This window comes from Cytobacillus sp. C11.1 (assembly GCF_058145115.1).
Genome location: NZ_CM176935.1, coordinates 4,017,987 through 4,032,714 on the forward strand (window position 1 = coordinate 4,017,987; position 14,728 = coordinate 4,032,714).

At 39.3% G+C, this 14,728-nt stretch carries 15 protein-coding genes and 1 pseudogene; 6 read left to right on the forward strand and 10 right to left on the reverse strand.

What is annotated here, in order from left to right; genetic code table 11:
- Positions 1-174 precede the first annotated feature (174 nt).
- The 3 genes and pseudogenes from AC3ZVC_RS19930 to AC3ZVC_RS19940 form a co-directional block, all read right to left on the reverse strand.
- Positions 175-933 (reverse strand): creatininase family protein, encoded by a 759-nt coding sequence (locus AC3ZVC_RS19930; RefSeq protein ID WP_490064918.1) that lies wholly within the window; start codon positions 931-933, stop codon positions 175-177.
- 60 nt (positions 934-993) lie between these two features.
- A complete protein-coding gene (locus AC3ZVC_RS19935) occupies positions 994-1,125 on the reverse strand; it encodes a hypothetical protein (protein ID WP_490069010.1) in 132 nt (43 codons plus the stop codon).
- 6 nt (positions 1,126-1,131) lie between these two features.
- Positions 1,132-1,206, reverse strand: a pseudogene (locus AC3ZVC_RS19940) (2Fe-2S iron-sulfur cluster-binding protein); the annotation flags it as partial.
- Between the two features lie 531 nt (positions 1,207-1,737).
- On the opposite strand from AC3ZVC_RS19940, the gene AC3ZVC_RS19945 reads away from it, so the two are divergent.
- A complete protein-coding gene (locus AC3ZVC_RS19945) occupies positions 1,738-2,073 on the forward strand; it encodes a hypothetical protein (RefSeq protein ID WP_048008850.1) in 336 nt (111 codons plus the stop codon).
- 673 nt (positions 2,074-2,746) lie between these two features.
- Positions 2,747-3,982, forward strand: a complete 1,236-nt coding sequence (locus AC3ZVC_RS19950) for a hypothetical protein (RefSeq protein WP_490064919.1) — start codon at positions 2,747-2,749, stop codon at positions 3,980-3,982.
- 156 nt (positions 3,983-4,138) lie between these two features.
- Here the strand turns inward: AC3ZVC_RS19950 and AC3ZVC_RS19955 are convergent, their stop codons facing one another.
- Positions 4,139-4,834 carry an NAD(P)-binding domain-containing protein gene (locus tag AC3ZVC_RS19955; RefSeq protein WP_490064920.1) on the reverse strand — a complete coding sequence of 232 codons (696 nt, stop codon included), beginning with the start codon at positions 4,832-4,834 and terminating at the stop codon, positions 4,139-4,141.
- Positions 4,835-4,949: 115 nt separating this feature from the next.
- Positions 4,950-6,395, reverse strand: a complete 1,446-nt coding sequence (locus tag AC3ZVC_RS19960) for a hypothetical protein (RefSeq protein WP_490064921.1) — start codon at positions 6,393-6,395, stop codon at positions 4,950-4,952.
- A gap of 564 nt (positions 6,396-6,959) precedes the next feature.
- On the opposite strand from AC3ZVC_RS19960, the gene nadX reads away from it, so the two are divergent.
- Positions 6,960-7,766, forward strand: a complete 807-nt coding sequence (gene nadX / locus AC3ZVC_RS19965) for an aspartate dehydrogenase (protein ID WP_490064922.1) — start codon at positions 6,960-6,962, stop codon at positions 7,764-7,766.
- A 500-nt stretch (positions 7,767-8,266) separates the two neighbouring features.
- On the opposite strand, the gene AC3ZVC_RS19970 is transcribed toward nadX, so the two are convergent.
- On the reverse strand, positions 8,267-8,941 hold the full coding sequence (locus tag AC3ZVC_RS19970; protein WP_490064923.1) for a GntR family transcriptional regulator: 675 nt from the start codon (positions 8,939-8,941) through the stop codon (positions 8,267-8,269).
- A 97-nt stretch (positions 8,942-9,038) separates the two neighbouring features.
- On the reverse strand, positions 9,039-9,659 hold the full coding sequence (yyaC, locus tag AC3ZVC_RS19975; RefSeq protein ID WP_490064924.1) for a spore protease YyaC: 621 nt from the start codon (positions 9,657-9,659) through the stop codon (positions 9,039-9,041).
- A gap of 309 nt (positions 9,660-9,968) precedes the next feature.
- Between yyaC and AC3ZVC_RS19980 the strand changes: the two genes are divergently transcribed.
- Positions 9,969-10,112: a hypothetical protein gene (locus tag AC3ZVC_RS19980; protein ID WP_490064925.1), complete on the forward strand. Its 144-nt coding sequence runs from the start codon at positions 9,969-9,971 to the stop codon at positions 10,110-10,112.
- 59 nt (positions 10,113-10,171) lie between these two features.
- Here AC3ZVC_RS19980 and AC3ZVC_RS19985 read toward each other — a convergent pair whose 3' ends face one another.
- Positions 10,172-11,302: a M14 family zinc carboxypeptidase gene (locus AC3ZVC_RS19985; protein WP_490064926.1), complete on the reverse strand. Its 1,131-nt coding sequence runs from the start codon at positions 11,300-11,302 to the stop codon at positions 10,172-10,174.
- 330 nt (positions 11,303-11,632) lie between these two features.
- On the opposite strand from AC3ZVC_RS19985, the gene AC3ZVC_RS19990 reads away from it, so the two are divergent.
- Both AC3ZVC_RS19990 and AC3ZVC_RS19995 read left to right on the forward strand, forming a co-directional pair.
- Positions 11,633-12,568, forward strand: coding sequence for a DMT family transporter (locus AC3ZVC_RS19990; protein ID WP_490064927.1), 936 nt, complete (start codon positions 11,633-11,635; stop codon positions 12,566-12,568).
- Positions 12,569-12,623: 55 nt separating this feature from the next.
- Positions 12,624-13,559, forward strand: a complete 936-nt coding sequence (locus AC3ZVC_RS19995; RefSeq protein WP_490064928.1) for an acetamidase/formamidase family protein — start codon at positions 12,624-12,626, stop codon at positions 13,557-13,559.
- Between the two features lie 51 nt (positions 13,560-13,610).
- On the opposite strand, the gene AC3ZVC_RS20000 is transcribed toward AC3ZVC_RS19995, so the two are convergent.
- Both AC3ZVC_RS20000 and AC3ZVC_RS20005 read right to left on the reverse strand, forming a co-directional pair.
- Entirely contained in the window at positions 13,611-13,808 is a 198-nt protein-coding gene (locus AC3ZVC_RS20000) for a hypothetical protein (RefSeq protein ID WP_490064929.1), read from the reverse strand.
- Entirely contained in the window at positions 13,780-14,679 is a 900-nt protein-coding gene (locus AC3ZVC_RS20005; RefSeq protein WP_490064930.1) for a helix-turn-helix domain-containing protein, read from the reverse strand. The genes AC3ZVC_RS20000 and AC3ZVC_RS20005 overlap by 29 nt, the downstream gene beginning before the upstream one ends.
- Positions 14,680-14,728: the final 49 nt, after the last annotated feature.

The following is a 14,728-nucleotide window of genomic DNA, read 5'->3' on the forward strand; positions in this document are numbered from 1 at the left end:
ACTATTGAAAAAATAATAGGTTGCTAGTTTACAACCTCTATCCTTCTTGTTTTTTGGTCTTTGGTATACCTTAATTGAATAATAACCTATTCTTTTTCACTTGTAAACACAATTTTTAGAATTTTTTAAAGATTAATTAAAATTTCTATTGAGAACTAGAATTAATATAGCAGTTCAGCTTTGGAGATCAAGCAGCTCGGAAAGTTCTTCAGTAAGGTTCTTTAAGGCTTCATCTACAATTTGCTTACCAATTTCCCTAGAGCCCTGTCTTCCATCCCCAATACATCCGTTTTGGGTCATTTCCTCATAGAAATAGAATCCCTGGACCGCTTTGCCAGGCCGCAGCCTTTTCCATCTTCCATCCTCTCGGATATCTCCTTTTTCTAATAGTTCGGTTCTGACCAGTTCTGGTGCCAGGTACAAAGCTTCTGAAACTTCACGCTCACAGCTGTGGCCAAAAAGAGGCGATTTTACAAATTTCCCAATTGACTCCTTGGCTGATGCGGTTGTTTTTGCATAGTAGACTTCAACATCCAATTCTTTTGTAATCGTCATGGCGGCAAGATTCAAAGTAGATTGGTTGCCTCCATGTGAATTTAGAAATAGAAACTTCTTAATACCATGCTGCTTCAATGACGAAACCATGTCCTTTAAAACAGCAATCAAGGTAGCTGGCTGCAGAGCGATTGTTCCAGGAAAATGTATGTGATGCTCGGAAACTCCCATATTCACAACCGGAGTCACAATGGCATATGGAAACATTCTTTCTCCCAGCTTTATAGCCATCATCTCCGCAAGCACTGCATCACAGCTTTCAGCCATATGCGGCCCATGCTGTTCATGCGCACCAACTGGAATGATTGCAAATTCAACTGTTTCTAATGACTCTTCTACTTCTTTCCACGTCATTTTTGTTAGATCATAACAATTCATTTAAAAATCACCTGCTATTCTAAGGTATTTTGTATACCAGTAAAATTAAAAAATAAAAAACTATTTCGTAATGGCCGCTGTTGTCTTCTTTGGCGGATTTACAGAGATATTTTCCTGGGATATTTCAATATCCTTCTGAATCGTTAATTGGCAAGTTAATCTGTAGCCCTCATTCACCTTGTCACCTAGCATTTTTTCCTCTTTCCAATTAGGCGGTGCTAAATCTTCTCCCCCGCTAATAACAACGCAAGTACACTTTGTACATCTTCCCATTCCGCAGCCATACTTTAACTCTGGAAATTGGCGATCCCCGCTAATACTACTAAATTTGCATTATCTTTTACTTGCTGTTCCACTTTCTTCCCATCAACATGGAGAGTAACCTTTGGCATATCATTACCCCTTTCAGTTTATTCGAAAAATTTAGATACTTTCCAAGAGTATACAACCTTTCTGGAAGATTGGCAAATAGGATTTTTAATTTAGGCTGTTTTCGCAAACTTTGTTGCTTTTTAAACAAGTATTGTAGAGAGGTTGATTTCCGCTCCAGGCTGCTCGCTTTCCGCGGGGTGGGCGGTGAGCCTCCTCAGTTTAACTGGCTAACATTATATATTTTTCATCACTTTAACGGAATTATTAAAAAATTTAGAATATATCATTGAACATTTCTTCTCCTTGTTATAAAATACATATAAGATGTATGGTATACAATATTCCAGATTGGAGGAGATATGCGAGAAGCATACATATAGGAGAGACATTTTTTTACCTGCACATTCTAAAAATATTAAAGGAGTGGTAAATATGGGAAAATATATTGTTTTAACAAATAAAGATACCTTCCAAACGATTCTAGAAAATGAGGGCTTAAAGCCGGTTGAAACCTATCATTTTTATTTCTTCGATAAATTAAAGGCAAAATACACGATCGCAGAGGTTTTGGATGAGAATATGAAAATCCAGTTGTTTGAAGAATATGAAGGAAAAGAATATGTTAACCATATCGGTGTGAAATTCTTTGAGCGATTTGAAACTCTTGAAGCCGCCCGCGAGGAATTAGATGAGATTGTAAAAGCTTCAGGCAACAGTGAGGACTCCATCCACTCCAAGCTTGTTAAGTCTGATGAAGTAGCTGTGTAAACCTTCTGTCAATAAGAAGATTTTGAACCCGGAGGAAGCTTCTCTTCTTCCGGGTTTGTTGTTCAGGGAACATAATGGTACAGCAGAATATCTTGTAAATGATCGCTTCATATACTAATAGATCTACTATGAACTTTCAAAGGTATCTGTAAAATAAAAAACCGCCAAGGATGGCGGCTTGTTTAGAATTTTAATGTCTTTCTCAATCGTGCTAATTTTCTTTGGGACTTCTCAATTGCATATTTAGAACCAAATAGAAAGTTGAACATTTGGATTTCCTCCTTTTTTTATCTTCCCTGTTATCATTATTATATAATGAGTTTTACTTGTTTACAACAAAATTGTATACCAAATACCATATTTTTAATTAAATTATGGCAAATTGGTGAATGAAACCTTCAAAATAAACATTTTGGTATACAACCTCAACTTAAAAAGAGTTTTTAATTTCTTTTTGCCAAACAAAAGGGATTTCATTCACGATATTATAAGATGAAGGATTCTTAACGATTGCGAGGGTGTCTGATATGCTTAGAGTTTTATTTGTATCTGTAATTAGCCTATATTTGCTGTCCACTCTAATGCCTGAATGGAAATCGGTCCCCTCATCTCCATTTTATGTTTCATTATAGTTGTTTTGACATTCAGGCTTGCAAAGAGATTCGTCCAAGTCTTGGGGGGCATCTTCCTTGGGCTCGGGGTTTTGCTGCTTTGGACAAGCGGCTCTCAGTGGCAAAATTATATCCTTGCTTTTGGACCAATGCTTGACTTGCTTACCATGTTTACTTTAATACCTATTTTGGGGATTCCCATTAAGATTGGGAGATATGGCGAGGGCATACAGGCGATTATTCAGAAAAAAGTAAAGACTTCTGGCCATTTATATATGATGACTTCCGGTATCTCTTACTTTTTTAGCATTTTTATGAACCTTGCAACCCTTCCCATGACATACTATTCCATACGTCCAGCGCTGGGTAGCTTTCCTGTCCGGAATAAGGAACGGTTTATGAGCAGGGCGATCTCGAGAGGTTTTGCCATGCCTTTATTATGGGCTCCTGTTACACCTATTGTCGGGATTGTTATTACAATGACAGGAGTTAGCTGGGGATCCATCCTTCCCTATGTCATTCCGTTAAGCATGTTGGGCTTAGGATTGGATTGGTTTATTGGTTCCCGCAAATCCCAAACGATGGTCATCCCACCACCTGGAAAATCCGTACATGAAACGGCAGCAGCTCTGGAAACTGGCTATGCCGGGCGGCCTGGCCGGGTTTTTCAAATTCTGGTTGCAATTGCTATCTTTAATCTTATTGTTTCCCTTGCAGAAACTCAATTCTCATTGCCGTTCTTAATTCTTGTCTCATTGATTGTCATTCCATTTGCGTTTAGCTGGTCCCTCTTCCTGAAAAAAGGAAAAGAATTTGGCAATCAGCTGATTGAACACCTCCAAACATTTTCTATGAGCATGAAGGATCAATTCTTCATCTTTCTATCTACCGGATTTTTTATTTCAGCTATTAATTATTCCAATTTCAATGAAAAATTGTATGGCTGGATTGCAGCATTCATTGACTTTGCAGGAGTGGAAATTTTCCTGATTATTCTGCCACTCATTCCTTTGGGACTGGCCTTTTTGGGCCTTCACCCTGCAGTATCACTCGCTTTAATGATTGAAGGCGTTAACCCGGATGCAATCGGAATCTCTCCGCATATTTTGACAGTCGCGATGCTGTCAGGAGCTGTTTCCTCCTTTTTGGTAGGTCCTTATAATGCTACGCTGGGCCTTATGTCAAACATTATTAAAGTCAATTCCTATAAAGTATCCAACTGGAATATGCCATTTGCAGCTATATATGTTGCTTGTGTTATGCTGTATTTATTCTTATTAGAAAGACTGTTAAATTAATAGATTTCCAGGTCCCCTCTGCCGGGCGCAGGGGGATTTTTTATCGGTTTGGCCGATAAAAATGAATTTTCGTTGATATATGCTTGGTTTTCGTTGATAAATCCGAAAACAAGGCTGAATATAATTGCTCCAAAACAAAAAAAGATGCTGATGTAGTTAATCAGCATCTTTTTCACTGCTTTCTTTTATTTCTCTCACAATCTCCTGTGCAAAATGACCCAAATTGCCTTCGCTATAGGAACGGATGACTTCAGGCGCGAGTGATGTGAGTGCCCTTTTTATATAAGCGGACGGATAGCCTTTTTTGGTGAAGTCTTTTTCGATTTCCAATGCCGTTTTTACTGCATAATAGGTAGCCAGCTTGTTAATTTCGACTAATCTGTCTTCGCGATCTTTATTGATTTTTCCTAATGGTTTGTATAGTTCCATTACTTGTTCTGGCAAATGCTCCTCGGTAATAAACAAACCATTTCCATGCTCCAATAAATCTCTGGAATGGCCCATATATTTTATGCCATACACACTGTAAGACGGGAGTCTCTCGCAGACTACTTTAGTAGGCAGAGCTGTAGCCATATTGATAAAGATTACCGAGGATGAAAGCCCTTCAGCTGCTATGTTTTCCATAAAGGGAATCACCTTGCCGGCCGGCAAAGCCAATATGAGGATATCCACCTCTCTCAAATCCTGTTCATTTAATAAATAACCGTTTGGAAAACGCTGAATAAATCGATTGGCTTTCGTCCTGCTTGGATGATAGACACCTATTTGGATGTTTTCTTTATTCCAATGCGCCATCATAGCAGCACCCAATTTTCCAATGCCCGCCAAGGCAACTTTGAGTTTCTTCACTAGATCACTCCTTATCTGCTAAACATTTTTAACTATAAAAAGGGCATCCCTTCAGTTAGTTTATTTCTAACTTTGCAGGATAGCCCTCTATTTTTCAAGCATGCAGATTATTCTTTTACCAGATTAATATTCCAATTAAAGTTGCGAGGAATAGGCTTGTGATAACCGGGATAAAGTTTTTCCTGGCCAATTCGAGCGGAGAGAGCTGCAGGAAGCCTGCTACTGCCACAAGGGATGACCATGCAACAATTGTTCCTCCTCCCCAAATGGCACCCATTTGTCCAATCGCTGCCAATGTGGAAGGATCGATGCCGCTTCCATTTGCCAATGCGCCAGATAAAGCACCTGTTAATGGCAGGCCAGAAAAGCCTGAACCGTCCAATCCTGTGATAAGGCCAACAATTAAAATACCAAAACCTGCAATAAATGCATTTTCGGGAATATAGGATTGGCCTGCCTGGATCATATCAAACAAAAATGCCGGTTTGGCAGCGCTTTCATCTAATGATAAGATTGTGCCTGTGAAGTCTGCACTTCCCATAAAGAAGAATCCGGCAATCGGAATAACCGGTGCCATCGCCCTGAACGCAAACACAAAACCTTCTGTCAAATGATCGCTAATCTTATCTAAGGCATGAATGCGGTTAAATGCAATGGTCGCGAGCACCAACAGGAGCGTTGCAACCCCTCCGATAAATGCAGCTCCATCTGTTCCTTCAAAGCCTGTTGCTCCAGTTAATTTTGATTGGAACATATAAACCATAACAGCAAGCATGGACAAGGGAACTAAAACAGCAAATACCTTTCCCCATGTATTCTTTCTCTGGATCGCTTCAGCGCTTTCTTCAGCTGTTGCAGCAAGTTCATTGGCTACCCCGAAAAAAGCTGCATCTTCAGGATTAAGCCCCGATTCAGCGTTATCATTCTTGACGATTGATTTTCTATGAGCAAAATAGATATAGGCAAGTGCACTTACTCCAGTAATCAAGGAAAGAACTAACGTTTTATCAGCAACTAACACTTTATCAATGCCCGCTGCTTTGGCACTTAGCATCGGTGCTACTTGCATAATATAATCTGAAGAAAGAGCCATACCCTGGCCTGCGATAACAATAACCATCGCGGAAGTCATTACTGGAAGACCAGCACGCACTGCCGCAGGAACCAGCAAGGCGCAAATAAGCGGAACAGCAGGAGTCGGCCAGAAAAATAATGAAATGACGTATGTTGTAACCATTAAAACAAGGTACGAAACATGCCCATTTACCATAATCTTTTCAATCGGACCGATAAGCTTCTTATCAGCTCCCAAATCTTTCAAAGAATTAAGCAGAGCAATCATGAGGGAAATGATTAAGAATATGCTAAAAAGCTCTTTTGCAGCAAGGAGGTTCGCGTTAAAAACGGCCTGGAAACCTGATATCAAATTTCCTTTATAAATGACTGCCACTAAGAAAGTTCCCATAATAACCGGCAGCACAACACCTCTCCTAAAAAGCATCGTGGCAATAACTGACACAGTAACAAGTGCATATACCCAATGAGCAAATGTTAATTCCATTAATTCCCCTCCATTTTTTTATAAAATGTAACTCCCTATTAAGAAAAGCAAATAGATTGTAAATTGCTGGTTGGAAAGAGGCTATGATTATGCTTGATCTAGCTGTCTATGTATACCTCATTCTCACAATTTTTTTAAATGACCAGGAGGATAAGAAAAATTTACCAAATAGCATACTGCATTTGGTGGATTGTATACCAATTGTGTTAAAAAAAACATGTTGCCTTCTCTAGAGTAACTCATGATTTCTTCTACTCACACTAATATAATGATTTCAGCTTGATTTAACCTACTCTTGGAGACTAGTGAGACCCTTCCTGTTAATCACCTCCCGTTGCCACTATTAATAACTTGTATACTATAATAACACTAAAAATATATATTGTGCAAATAATTTTGAAAATTTTGATGTTTTAGCATATTCTTAAAAATCCCTTGCTTTTTAATCAGTATTTGGGTAGAATCAAGGTTAAATTTGTATATAGTATATCGTATACCAAATAAAAGCGTTTGCTTCCCCTTTTCACCATATAAATAAAATACATAAAATAAGGAGTGTCCTATATGTTAAAAGCTGGAATCATCGGTTATGGCACGCTTGGAAAAAGCATTGCAGAGTTAATAGAGGGAAACAAGGCCGGCAATATTGAATTAAAAACAATACTTGTTAGAAGAGAAACAGAATCTATGAAAGCTTCTCAACAAACATTTGGTTTTACTGCAGATGAAGAAGAGTTTTTTAATGGGGATTTGGATATTGTCATTGAAGCAGCAGGTCATCAAGCATTACAGATGTACGGGGAGAAAGCACTGACAAGCGGCAGCCACATTATTATCCTTTCTGTTGGGGCGCTGGGAGACATGGAATTCTTTGAAAATCTTCAAGAAACGGCCCAAAAGTACAATCAGCAAATCTTTATTCCTTCTGCAGCCATTGCCGGACTGGACCGAATCGCTGCCGGGGCTTTGGGTGAGATCGAAGAGATAACCCTTATAACAAGGAAACACCCGAGGAGCTGGGCAGGTACTATTGCAGAAGAAAAAGTAGATCTAGCAACCTTAACCGAGCCAGTTTGCATTTATGAAGGCAACGCACGTGAATCCTCGAAGTTATTCCCGCAAAGCGTAAATGTTTCAGCGGCTTTAAGTCTTGCCGGTGTCGGCTTTGAAAACACAAAAGTACAGGTTTTTGCTGATCCGACCATTCAAACAAATACTCATACCATCAAAGCGAAAGGCTATTTTGGCGAAACTGAGATATCCGTTTCAAATGTGCCTTATGAAACAAACCCCAAATCCAGTCCGATTGTAGCCATGAGCGTGGCAAAAGTTTTAAAAAATTTAACTTCACCTTTAGTAATTGGAGTATAAAAACCTAGGTATTATTGAATTTAGCAGCTATGGAGTTCATTAAGCTGATTAACGACGATTTCGGTCGGATTACTACTGTAATGGTAGTTAATCGAGTGGATTAACTACCATTTGAGGGCGCTCACTCCTGTTTTGGTCGTTAATTGAACGGATTTACGACCATTTCCGGGCATTCACTCCTGTTTTGGGAGTTAATCGAATGAATTAACGACGATTTCGGGGCATTCACTCCTGTTTTAGGAGTTAATCGCACGGATTAACGACGATTTCAGGCGATCACTTCTGTTTTGGAAGTTAACCGCACGGATTAACGACGATTTCAGGCGATCACTCCTGTTTTGGGAGTTAGTCGCACGGATTAACGACGATTTCGAGCGATCAATACTGATATGGGATTAATCAAGTGGATTAACGATGAAAGCCATACTGCATAAGTACATAATTGGGTTATCGTAGTTCATTAGGCCTTAAAAATAAGAAAGAGCATATACTGCTCTTTCTCAGTCTTTCTTTTCGCTCGGCTGAACGGCTTCTACATATGCTTTTTTAGAGTTTTCAATATGTATTTTTGTTAAATATTCTGCCATTTCCATTTCTTTATTGACAATGGCTTCCATTATTTTTAAATGCTCTTCCATTGACTGTTTCGCCCTGCCTGGGTTTTTGTGGCCGATCTTTGCAAAAGCCCGGATATAATCGGATAGTCCGCTTAGCATTTCGTAAAGCTTTACATTTTTTGCAGAGCTGTATAGGAGATGATTCAGGTCCCTATGAAGGTCGGAAGCATCCTCATCAGGATTATTCAGGTAATCTTCAACCTTTTTAATGCTTGCTGAGAACTTGCTTTTCGTCTCATCATCCAGCTTTTGCACTGCTAGTTTCGCAGCTAGAACCTCAAGAGAAGAAAGGATCGTGAATACTTCTATAATTTCTTTTTCAGAAATATCTGCAACGATAACCCCTTTTCTTGGCACGGTTTTGACAAACCCCTGGGATTCCAGCCGAAAAAGCGCTTCGCGAATTGGCGTCCTGCTGATGTTCAGCCTTTCTGCAAGTTCCCGTTCCACCAGCCGGTCTCCCGCTTTAAATTCACCATCTAATATTAAATCTTTAATATGAAGATAAACTCTCTCGCGAATAGAGATCAAATTATCTTCCGTCCAATTATTCCCCATCAAGTTCCCTCTTTCACTTTGGTATACTTTATACTGATTATAACTTACCTATTTGCAGAACAGCAATTTTTCTGGTTGTTTTAACCAAAAATATCTTTTAAGTTACATTTGTTTTCTCTTCATACCCTCTTGATATCCTGTCTTTCACAGCTACTCGTGCAATAATTTCACTAATAATCTCAGCCAGCTTTAAGACAGTGTATAATCGAGTACTGTTTAAGGAATGGACAGGGGATAGAGGATCGAGCGTATTGACGATCGCCTTCAAATGGTAATTCCCCACACTTGGCAAAACCCTATTGACAGCATTCCCAGGAATAAATGGCCCTTCCCTCATTAATATATAGCCAATTTGCCGCTCATCTCCCAGACAGGCATCAATCCCGAATACAAACGGATCCCGATGGGTTTCATGTATTTTTTTTAGAACTTTCTTGATATTTAAAGCATGGACCGGCTCTTTAAGGGTTCCATACACTGGGTAAGGAATATTCCGTTCTTCCAAAAGTTTTCCAACTAAAGGGCCAAGTGAATCTCCTGTCGAACGGTCAGAACCAATGCACAAAATAACAATTTCCTTTGAAGTACTGAAGAAGATATCTTCTAGTTTGGAAACCATTTTTTCGATTTCAGCTTCCTCTGTCGTTTCCTTTATTGATATAAAACTAGCAGCATCCACTATTTTTTTGCTTTTTTTGTTCATTGAAAAAGGCCACATTACCTGCTTTCCCTCCTCTCCTGTAACGAAATTATGTAAAGTGTTCTTCTGATAACCGCTATTTTGCAAAGTTTATATTTTTTTAGCAATGATAATTATTCTTAGTGTAAACAATGAATGCAAAAAAGGGAAATATTAATATAGTTAAACTTATTACTTCATTATTTACCCTTTCAGGCACATATATATTCGAAAGACTCTTTTTACAATCATACTAAAATGCATTCATTATGGTTCATGCAAACCACATTAATTTGAGGAATATTTTGGTTGCTTATACAAACTCTATTATTAACGGAGGTGAACAACATGGCTAAAAATCGAAATGAATTTCAGAACAGCGACACTCATCAGGAAGTGTTAATGAATCGGGTAAATCAGACCTTTGAAAAAATGACAGCAGACGTGAAGAATATGGTGGGTGAAAATGAAAAGAGGAAGAACAATAAATGATGTAAAAAAGAAGCTGGCATAAATACCAGCTTCCGCTCATTTTTATTTTCGGGGTTATCTTAAAACCCTGATGCCCCAACAGGAACAATACCGTTATAATCCGTCCAGTAACCTGCTAAAGGATAGGCAGGTATATCATTCCAATGGTCAGGATCAACTTCATTGACCTCTCCTGTCACATATCCATAAACAAGGGATTTTAAGGCTAAATAGTTTTGTTTTGTTAAGTATCCATTCGATTTTTGGCCGAGGCTGCCATCGCTTGAATTTCCTTTTGTTTCAAAAAATACTGCCGGATGGCTGTGATGGTCAGGGTTCAAACCATTATAATTCAATCCCATCATCATGGCTGATACAACTCCGCCTTTAATATCAATATCGTAGCCAACCTGTTTTTCGCTATCTACAATCTGATAACGGTCGATATGAGTATAGCCATATCCGCTCATTTCGTCATAAACGTATGCCAGCATCTGTCTGGTTACATCATTGTAATTCTTATAACCAGGTAATGTTGGCCCATTTGGAGCAAGAGAGACTCCAAGGGAGAAAGAAGTCGCTTCATTCGTACCATAAACCTGTTTCAATCCCTGATGATGCAAGTCAATGGCGAAGTCCGGCTTCAATTCAGCCCAATAGGAATAAACCACTTCTGATTCTTTAGCTTTAAAGCCGCCTTCCACCCAATCACGATTTAAATCCAGTAATTGTCCAGTTTCCATAATCTTCGTGCCGCGGGTATTCATTTCCGCCCCATCCGGATTATACATTGGAATAAAGTATAGCGTGGACTCTTCAAGGACTGTTTGAACTTCCTTGGAATTGTTGCTTGCATAAGTTTTTAACAGCTGCAGCGCTGCCTCTGTTACCAATTTTTCGTTCCCATGGATTTGTGCCTGGATCCAGATCTTTTTTTCACCAGTACCAACCTTTGCTGCATAAATGCTTCTGCCCTGCTCTGATTTTCCGAATCGATCCAAAGTAAAAACTTCTACTTTCCCGTTGCTTGTCTGTTCGATGCTTTTGAGAGTTTTAACAACCTCCTCATAAGAAAGCATGCTGTTAATGTTTGTGTTACCTTCTGTTGATGGTCCTCCTGGAATTGTCGCGGCGAAGGAAAGCGTGGAGAACAGCAATACAAATATGGCTGTCAGCATGCTGGTTTTCCCTGCAATGTTCATCTTCTTCATATGTATTCACCCCTTTAATTTAGTCCCGTTTTTATTCGGGACTCTAAAAGAATAGTATAGAAAGACCTTGGCTTTTAATAGAGTTGAAAGTATGAATTTTCAGCTAATTAAATGGACAGGATTTATGTTTTTCTCCTATTTTTATAGTACAAATATAGGGAAATAAACGCTTTTTTCCTTTAAATCGACAAAGAATCAGAAAATATAACAACCGATCATCCTCCCTTTTTCCTATATTAAATGAATGCCTTTATTAAAAAAATAACTATTTCGCCTTCCGAAAAAGATGCTATAATACTATTTATAAAAAATTAAAAAGAAGGCGAAGATTTGAAAAAGAGATTATGGGTTACATATGGAATGCTTACATTAGCAACTGCCACCTGGGGCAGTGCGTTTATTGCCGGAAAGTTTGCCGTGCAAAGTTTTGAGCCGGCTACGGTTGCTTTTTTGCGATTTTTGGGAGCTGCTCTCCTGCTTTTCCCGCTTATGTGGATTATGGAAAAAGATCGGAAGAGACCTTCCTTAAAAGACCATGGCTTGTTTGCCGTTCTTGGCTTAACTGGAATTGCCCTGTATAATATCTGTTTCTTTTTAGCTACCAAACATGCACCGGTTATTAAAAGCTCTTTATTTATTGCTTCAAATCCAGTTCTTATCGTGCTTTTATCAGGGTTATTTTTAAAAGAGAAGATTACAAGAAACAACATCATTGGGATGGGAATTGCTCTGACAGGGGTTGCATTTATCATTACGGACGGTCATCTTCTCACCCTTTTCCAATATGGTTTTGAACCGATTGACTTTGTATTGCTGGGAGCTGTTGTGAGCTGGGCCCTGTACAGTGTCGTGGGTAAAATCGTACTCAAGAAATTTAGCTCTGTTGAATCCACCACTTATGCAGTTGCATACGGAACAGTCTTTCTGCTGCCATTTGCTTTATCTGAGACATCATGGCAGGATGTCCAGCAAGCCAGCATGACAACTTGGACTGCTATTGCCCATATGAGCATTTTCGTTACAGTCGTATCCTTTGTTATGTATTACAACGGAATTAAAGAAGTGGGTGCAGCCAAGGCTTCTATTTTCATAAATGTGATGCCAGTTTCAGCAGTTATTATGGCTACCCTCTTTTTGGGTGAAACCTTCACATTGGCTCATGCCATTGGGGCAGGCTTCGTTTTAACAGGCGTTTATGTAGGCACGAATACAACATTATTTAATAAAAAGCATCGAAATAATATCCTGAGAAATAAGACTGCTTAGATTACTAACCAAAGCTGAAAAATGTACATAATAAACGATTAAGGGGAGAACATCTATGATTCATACACTTTCAATAAAAGACCAGCATCTGCACGGTTCATTCAGCAATGTATACCAGCCTATTTTAACCATAGATTCGGGAGATTCCGTCCGGCTGCAAACGCCAGATATCCAATGGGGGTATTCAGGCACAATGGATGAAGAGCGCGTTGTTTTTCATTCAAAAGAGAATGAGGAGAAGCCGGGACATCCGATGGTAGGACCTATCGAAATCAAAAAGGCCAAGCCTGGAATGGTTTTGGAAGTAAAGCTTAATGATGTAGTGCCTGGATGGTATGGACGAAATTGGGCTGGAGGCAATAAAAGCTGGCAGAACGATCAGCTTGGTTTAACTGGCGGAGAGCGAATTCAATTGGATTGGGAACTGAATCCGGTCACCATGACGGGGACCAGCCAGATTGCTGGCCGTCCAATTCATGTAGCCCTTAATCCATTCATCGGATTGATGGGCGTTGCACCTGCAGAGCCAGGGGTTCATTCAACTTCTCCACCTCGCTATTGCGGCGGGAATATTGATTGCAAAGAGCTTGGTAGAGGAAGCACCTTGTATTTGCCGATTTCAGCAGAAGGAGCTCTTTTCTCCATTGGTGATGGCCATGCGGCACAGGGAGACGGGGAAGTATCCGGGACAGCCATCGAATGTCCAATGGATTTAGTTGATATTACGTTAACGGTTAGAGAAGATTTGCAGTTAAAGCTGCCAAGAGCCAATACTCCAGCAGGCTGGATTACATTTGGTTTTAATGAGGATTTGAATACTGCAGCAGCCGATGCTTTGAATGGAATGGTGGAATGGATCCAGGAGACACATAGGCTTGGAAAAGCTGAAGCACTAGCATTAGCAAGTGTAACGGTTGATTTAAGAATTACACAGGTGGTAAATGGGGTAAAAGGAGTCCATGCTGTGCTGCCGCATGGGGCGATAAGGTAAAATACAATAAAGGCTTGTTACCGGCTGACATCGGTGAACAAGCCTATTTTTCTAGTCATAATCATAGTAGCTTTTTTGCTTGCCAATAAACGAGCTTGCCAATTCCAATGCTTTTTGGTCGGCTCCCTTTTTAGAGTAATAATGAAATAGCTTTCTCTCGTAATGGTCGATTAAAATGCCATAGCCAATTTTCTTAAAGAAAGGAAGGGCTGATTCTTCTCTAAAGTTGATAGTAATTTTCTTCTTCATCTTTTAGCAAATGAAGATGCAGCTGAAAATTGATCAGCGTGTAAGAATCTATTTCCTTTGCCTGCTTCAGCCCTTTTTCCGCTAGTTCGATTAATGTTGCACGGGATTCCAGGCTGCCTTTATAGCAGGTATGTATATATCCATCCAAGGCTGTTAAGTAATGAGGGGCGTTTTTATCCGTTAATTTAAGTGCTTCCTTATAGAGAGCAGCTGAATCCCAATATTTCTTTCGACGAAAGTATTCAAAACCAAGATTATAATAGAGCTTGGATTTCCTGTCACCCGAATTGCAGGCATCACATAATTTAATGAGCTGTTCATATTTTTCTTTTGTCTCAATGAAATCATGCAGCTCCTTTGAGTTGAGCTGGATGATTAAAAGCATTTCTGTATCAATAATGCGCAGGATGTTTAAGGTTCGCTGAAAATATTGAAGAGCCTTTTTACCATAATAGTAGGCTGTAATATTCGAATGGATTGAATGGTAAGCAATTGCCAAATGATAATAATATTCTTCATGATGGTAATGGTCTTGGTCGATTGAGGTTAAGCTGCTGATGCAATCACGATATTGCCCGGTTAGAAAATAATAGATTCCCAAAATATGCTTTAACATATTATGGTCATAAGCTGAAAGTGCCGTATCGTTCTTTTGAAGTCTCTGTATGATCTTATAAGCTGAATCCAACTGATTCACAGATAAATAATATCTTGCTGAGAGCATGCAATATAATAGTTGAAATTCTGGCATATGGATAAGTGATTCTTCTTCCAGTTCGTTTTTAAGTGTTTCTGATTCATGAATACGCTGCATAATCATGTGTTCATGCCATTCATTCAGCCTTTTGGAAAGCTCATCATAACGATTCATTTCACCTTCGGGATTAATGTTAAGTTTCTTGGCAAGCAGATGTGTAATT

Coding starts and splice junctions, on each gene's coding strand:
- AC3ZVC_RS19930 (WP_490064918.1), bottom strand. CDS start 933: ATGAATTGTTATGATCTAACAAAAATGACGTGGAAAGAAGTAGAAGAG.
- AC3ZVC_RS19935 (WP_490069010.1), bottom strand. CDS start 1,125: ATGCTAGGTGACAAGGTGAATGAGGGCTACAGATTAACTTGCCAATTA.
- AC3ZVC_RS19945 (WP_048008850.1), top strand. CDS start 1,738: ATGGGAAAATATATTGTTTTAACAAATAAAGATACCTTCCAAACGATT.
- AC3ZVC_RS19960 (WP_490064921.1), bottom strand. CDS start 6,395: ATGGAATTAACATTTGCTCATTGGGTATATGCACTTGTTACTGTGTCA.
- nadX (WP_490064922.1), top strand. CDS start 6,960: ATGTTAAAAGCTGGAATCATCGGTTATGGCACGCTTGGAAAAAGCATT.
- AC3ZVC_RS19970 (WP_490064923.1), bottom strand. CDS start 8,941: ATGGGGAATAATTGGACGGAAGATAATTTGATCTCTATTCGCGAGAGA.
- yyaC (WP_490064924.1), bottom strand. CDS start 9,659: ATGTGGCCTTTTTCAATGAACAAAAAAAGCAAAAAAATAGTGGATGCT.
- AC3ZVC_RS19980 (WP_490064925.1), top strand. CDS start 9,969: ATGGCTAAAAATCGAAATGAATTTCAGAACAGCGACACTCATCAGGAA.
- AC3ZVC_RS19985 (WP_490064926.1), bottom strand. CDS start 11,302: ATGAAGAAGATGAACATTGCAGGGAAAACCAGCATGCTGACAGCCATA.
- AC3ZVC_RS19995 (WP_490064928.1), top strand. CDS start 12,624: ATGATTCATACACTTTCAATAAAAGACCAGCATCTGCACGGTTCATTC.
- AC3ZVC_RS20000 (WP_490064929.1), bottom strand. CDS start 13,808: ATGAAGAAGAAAATTACTATCAACTTTAGAGAAGAATCAGCCCTTCCT.
- AC3ZVC_RS20005 (WP_490064930.1), bottom strand. CDS start 14,679: ATGAATCGTTATGATGAGCTTTCCAAAAGGCTGAATGAATGGCATGAA.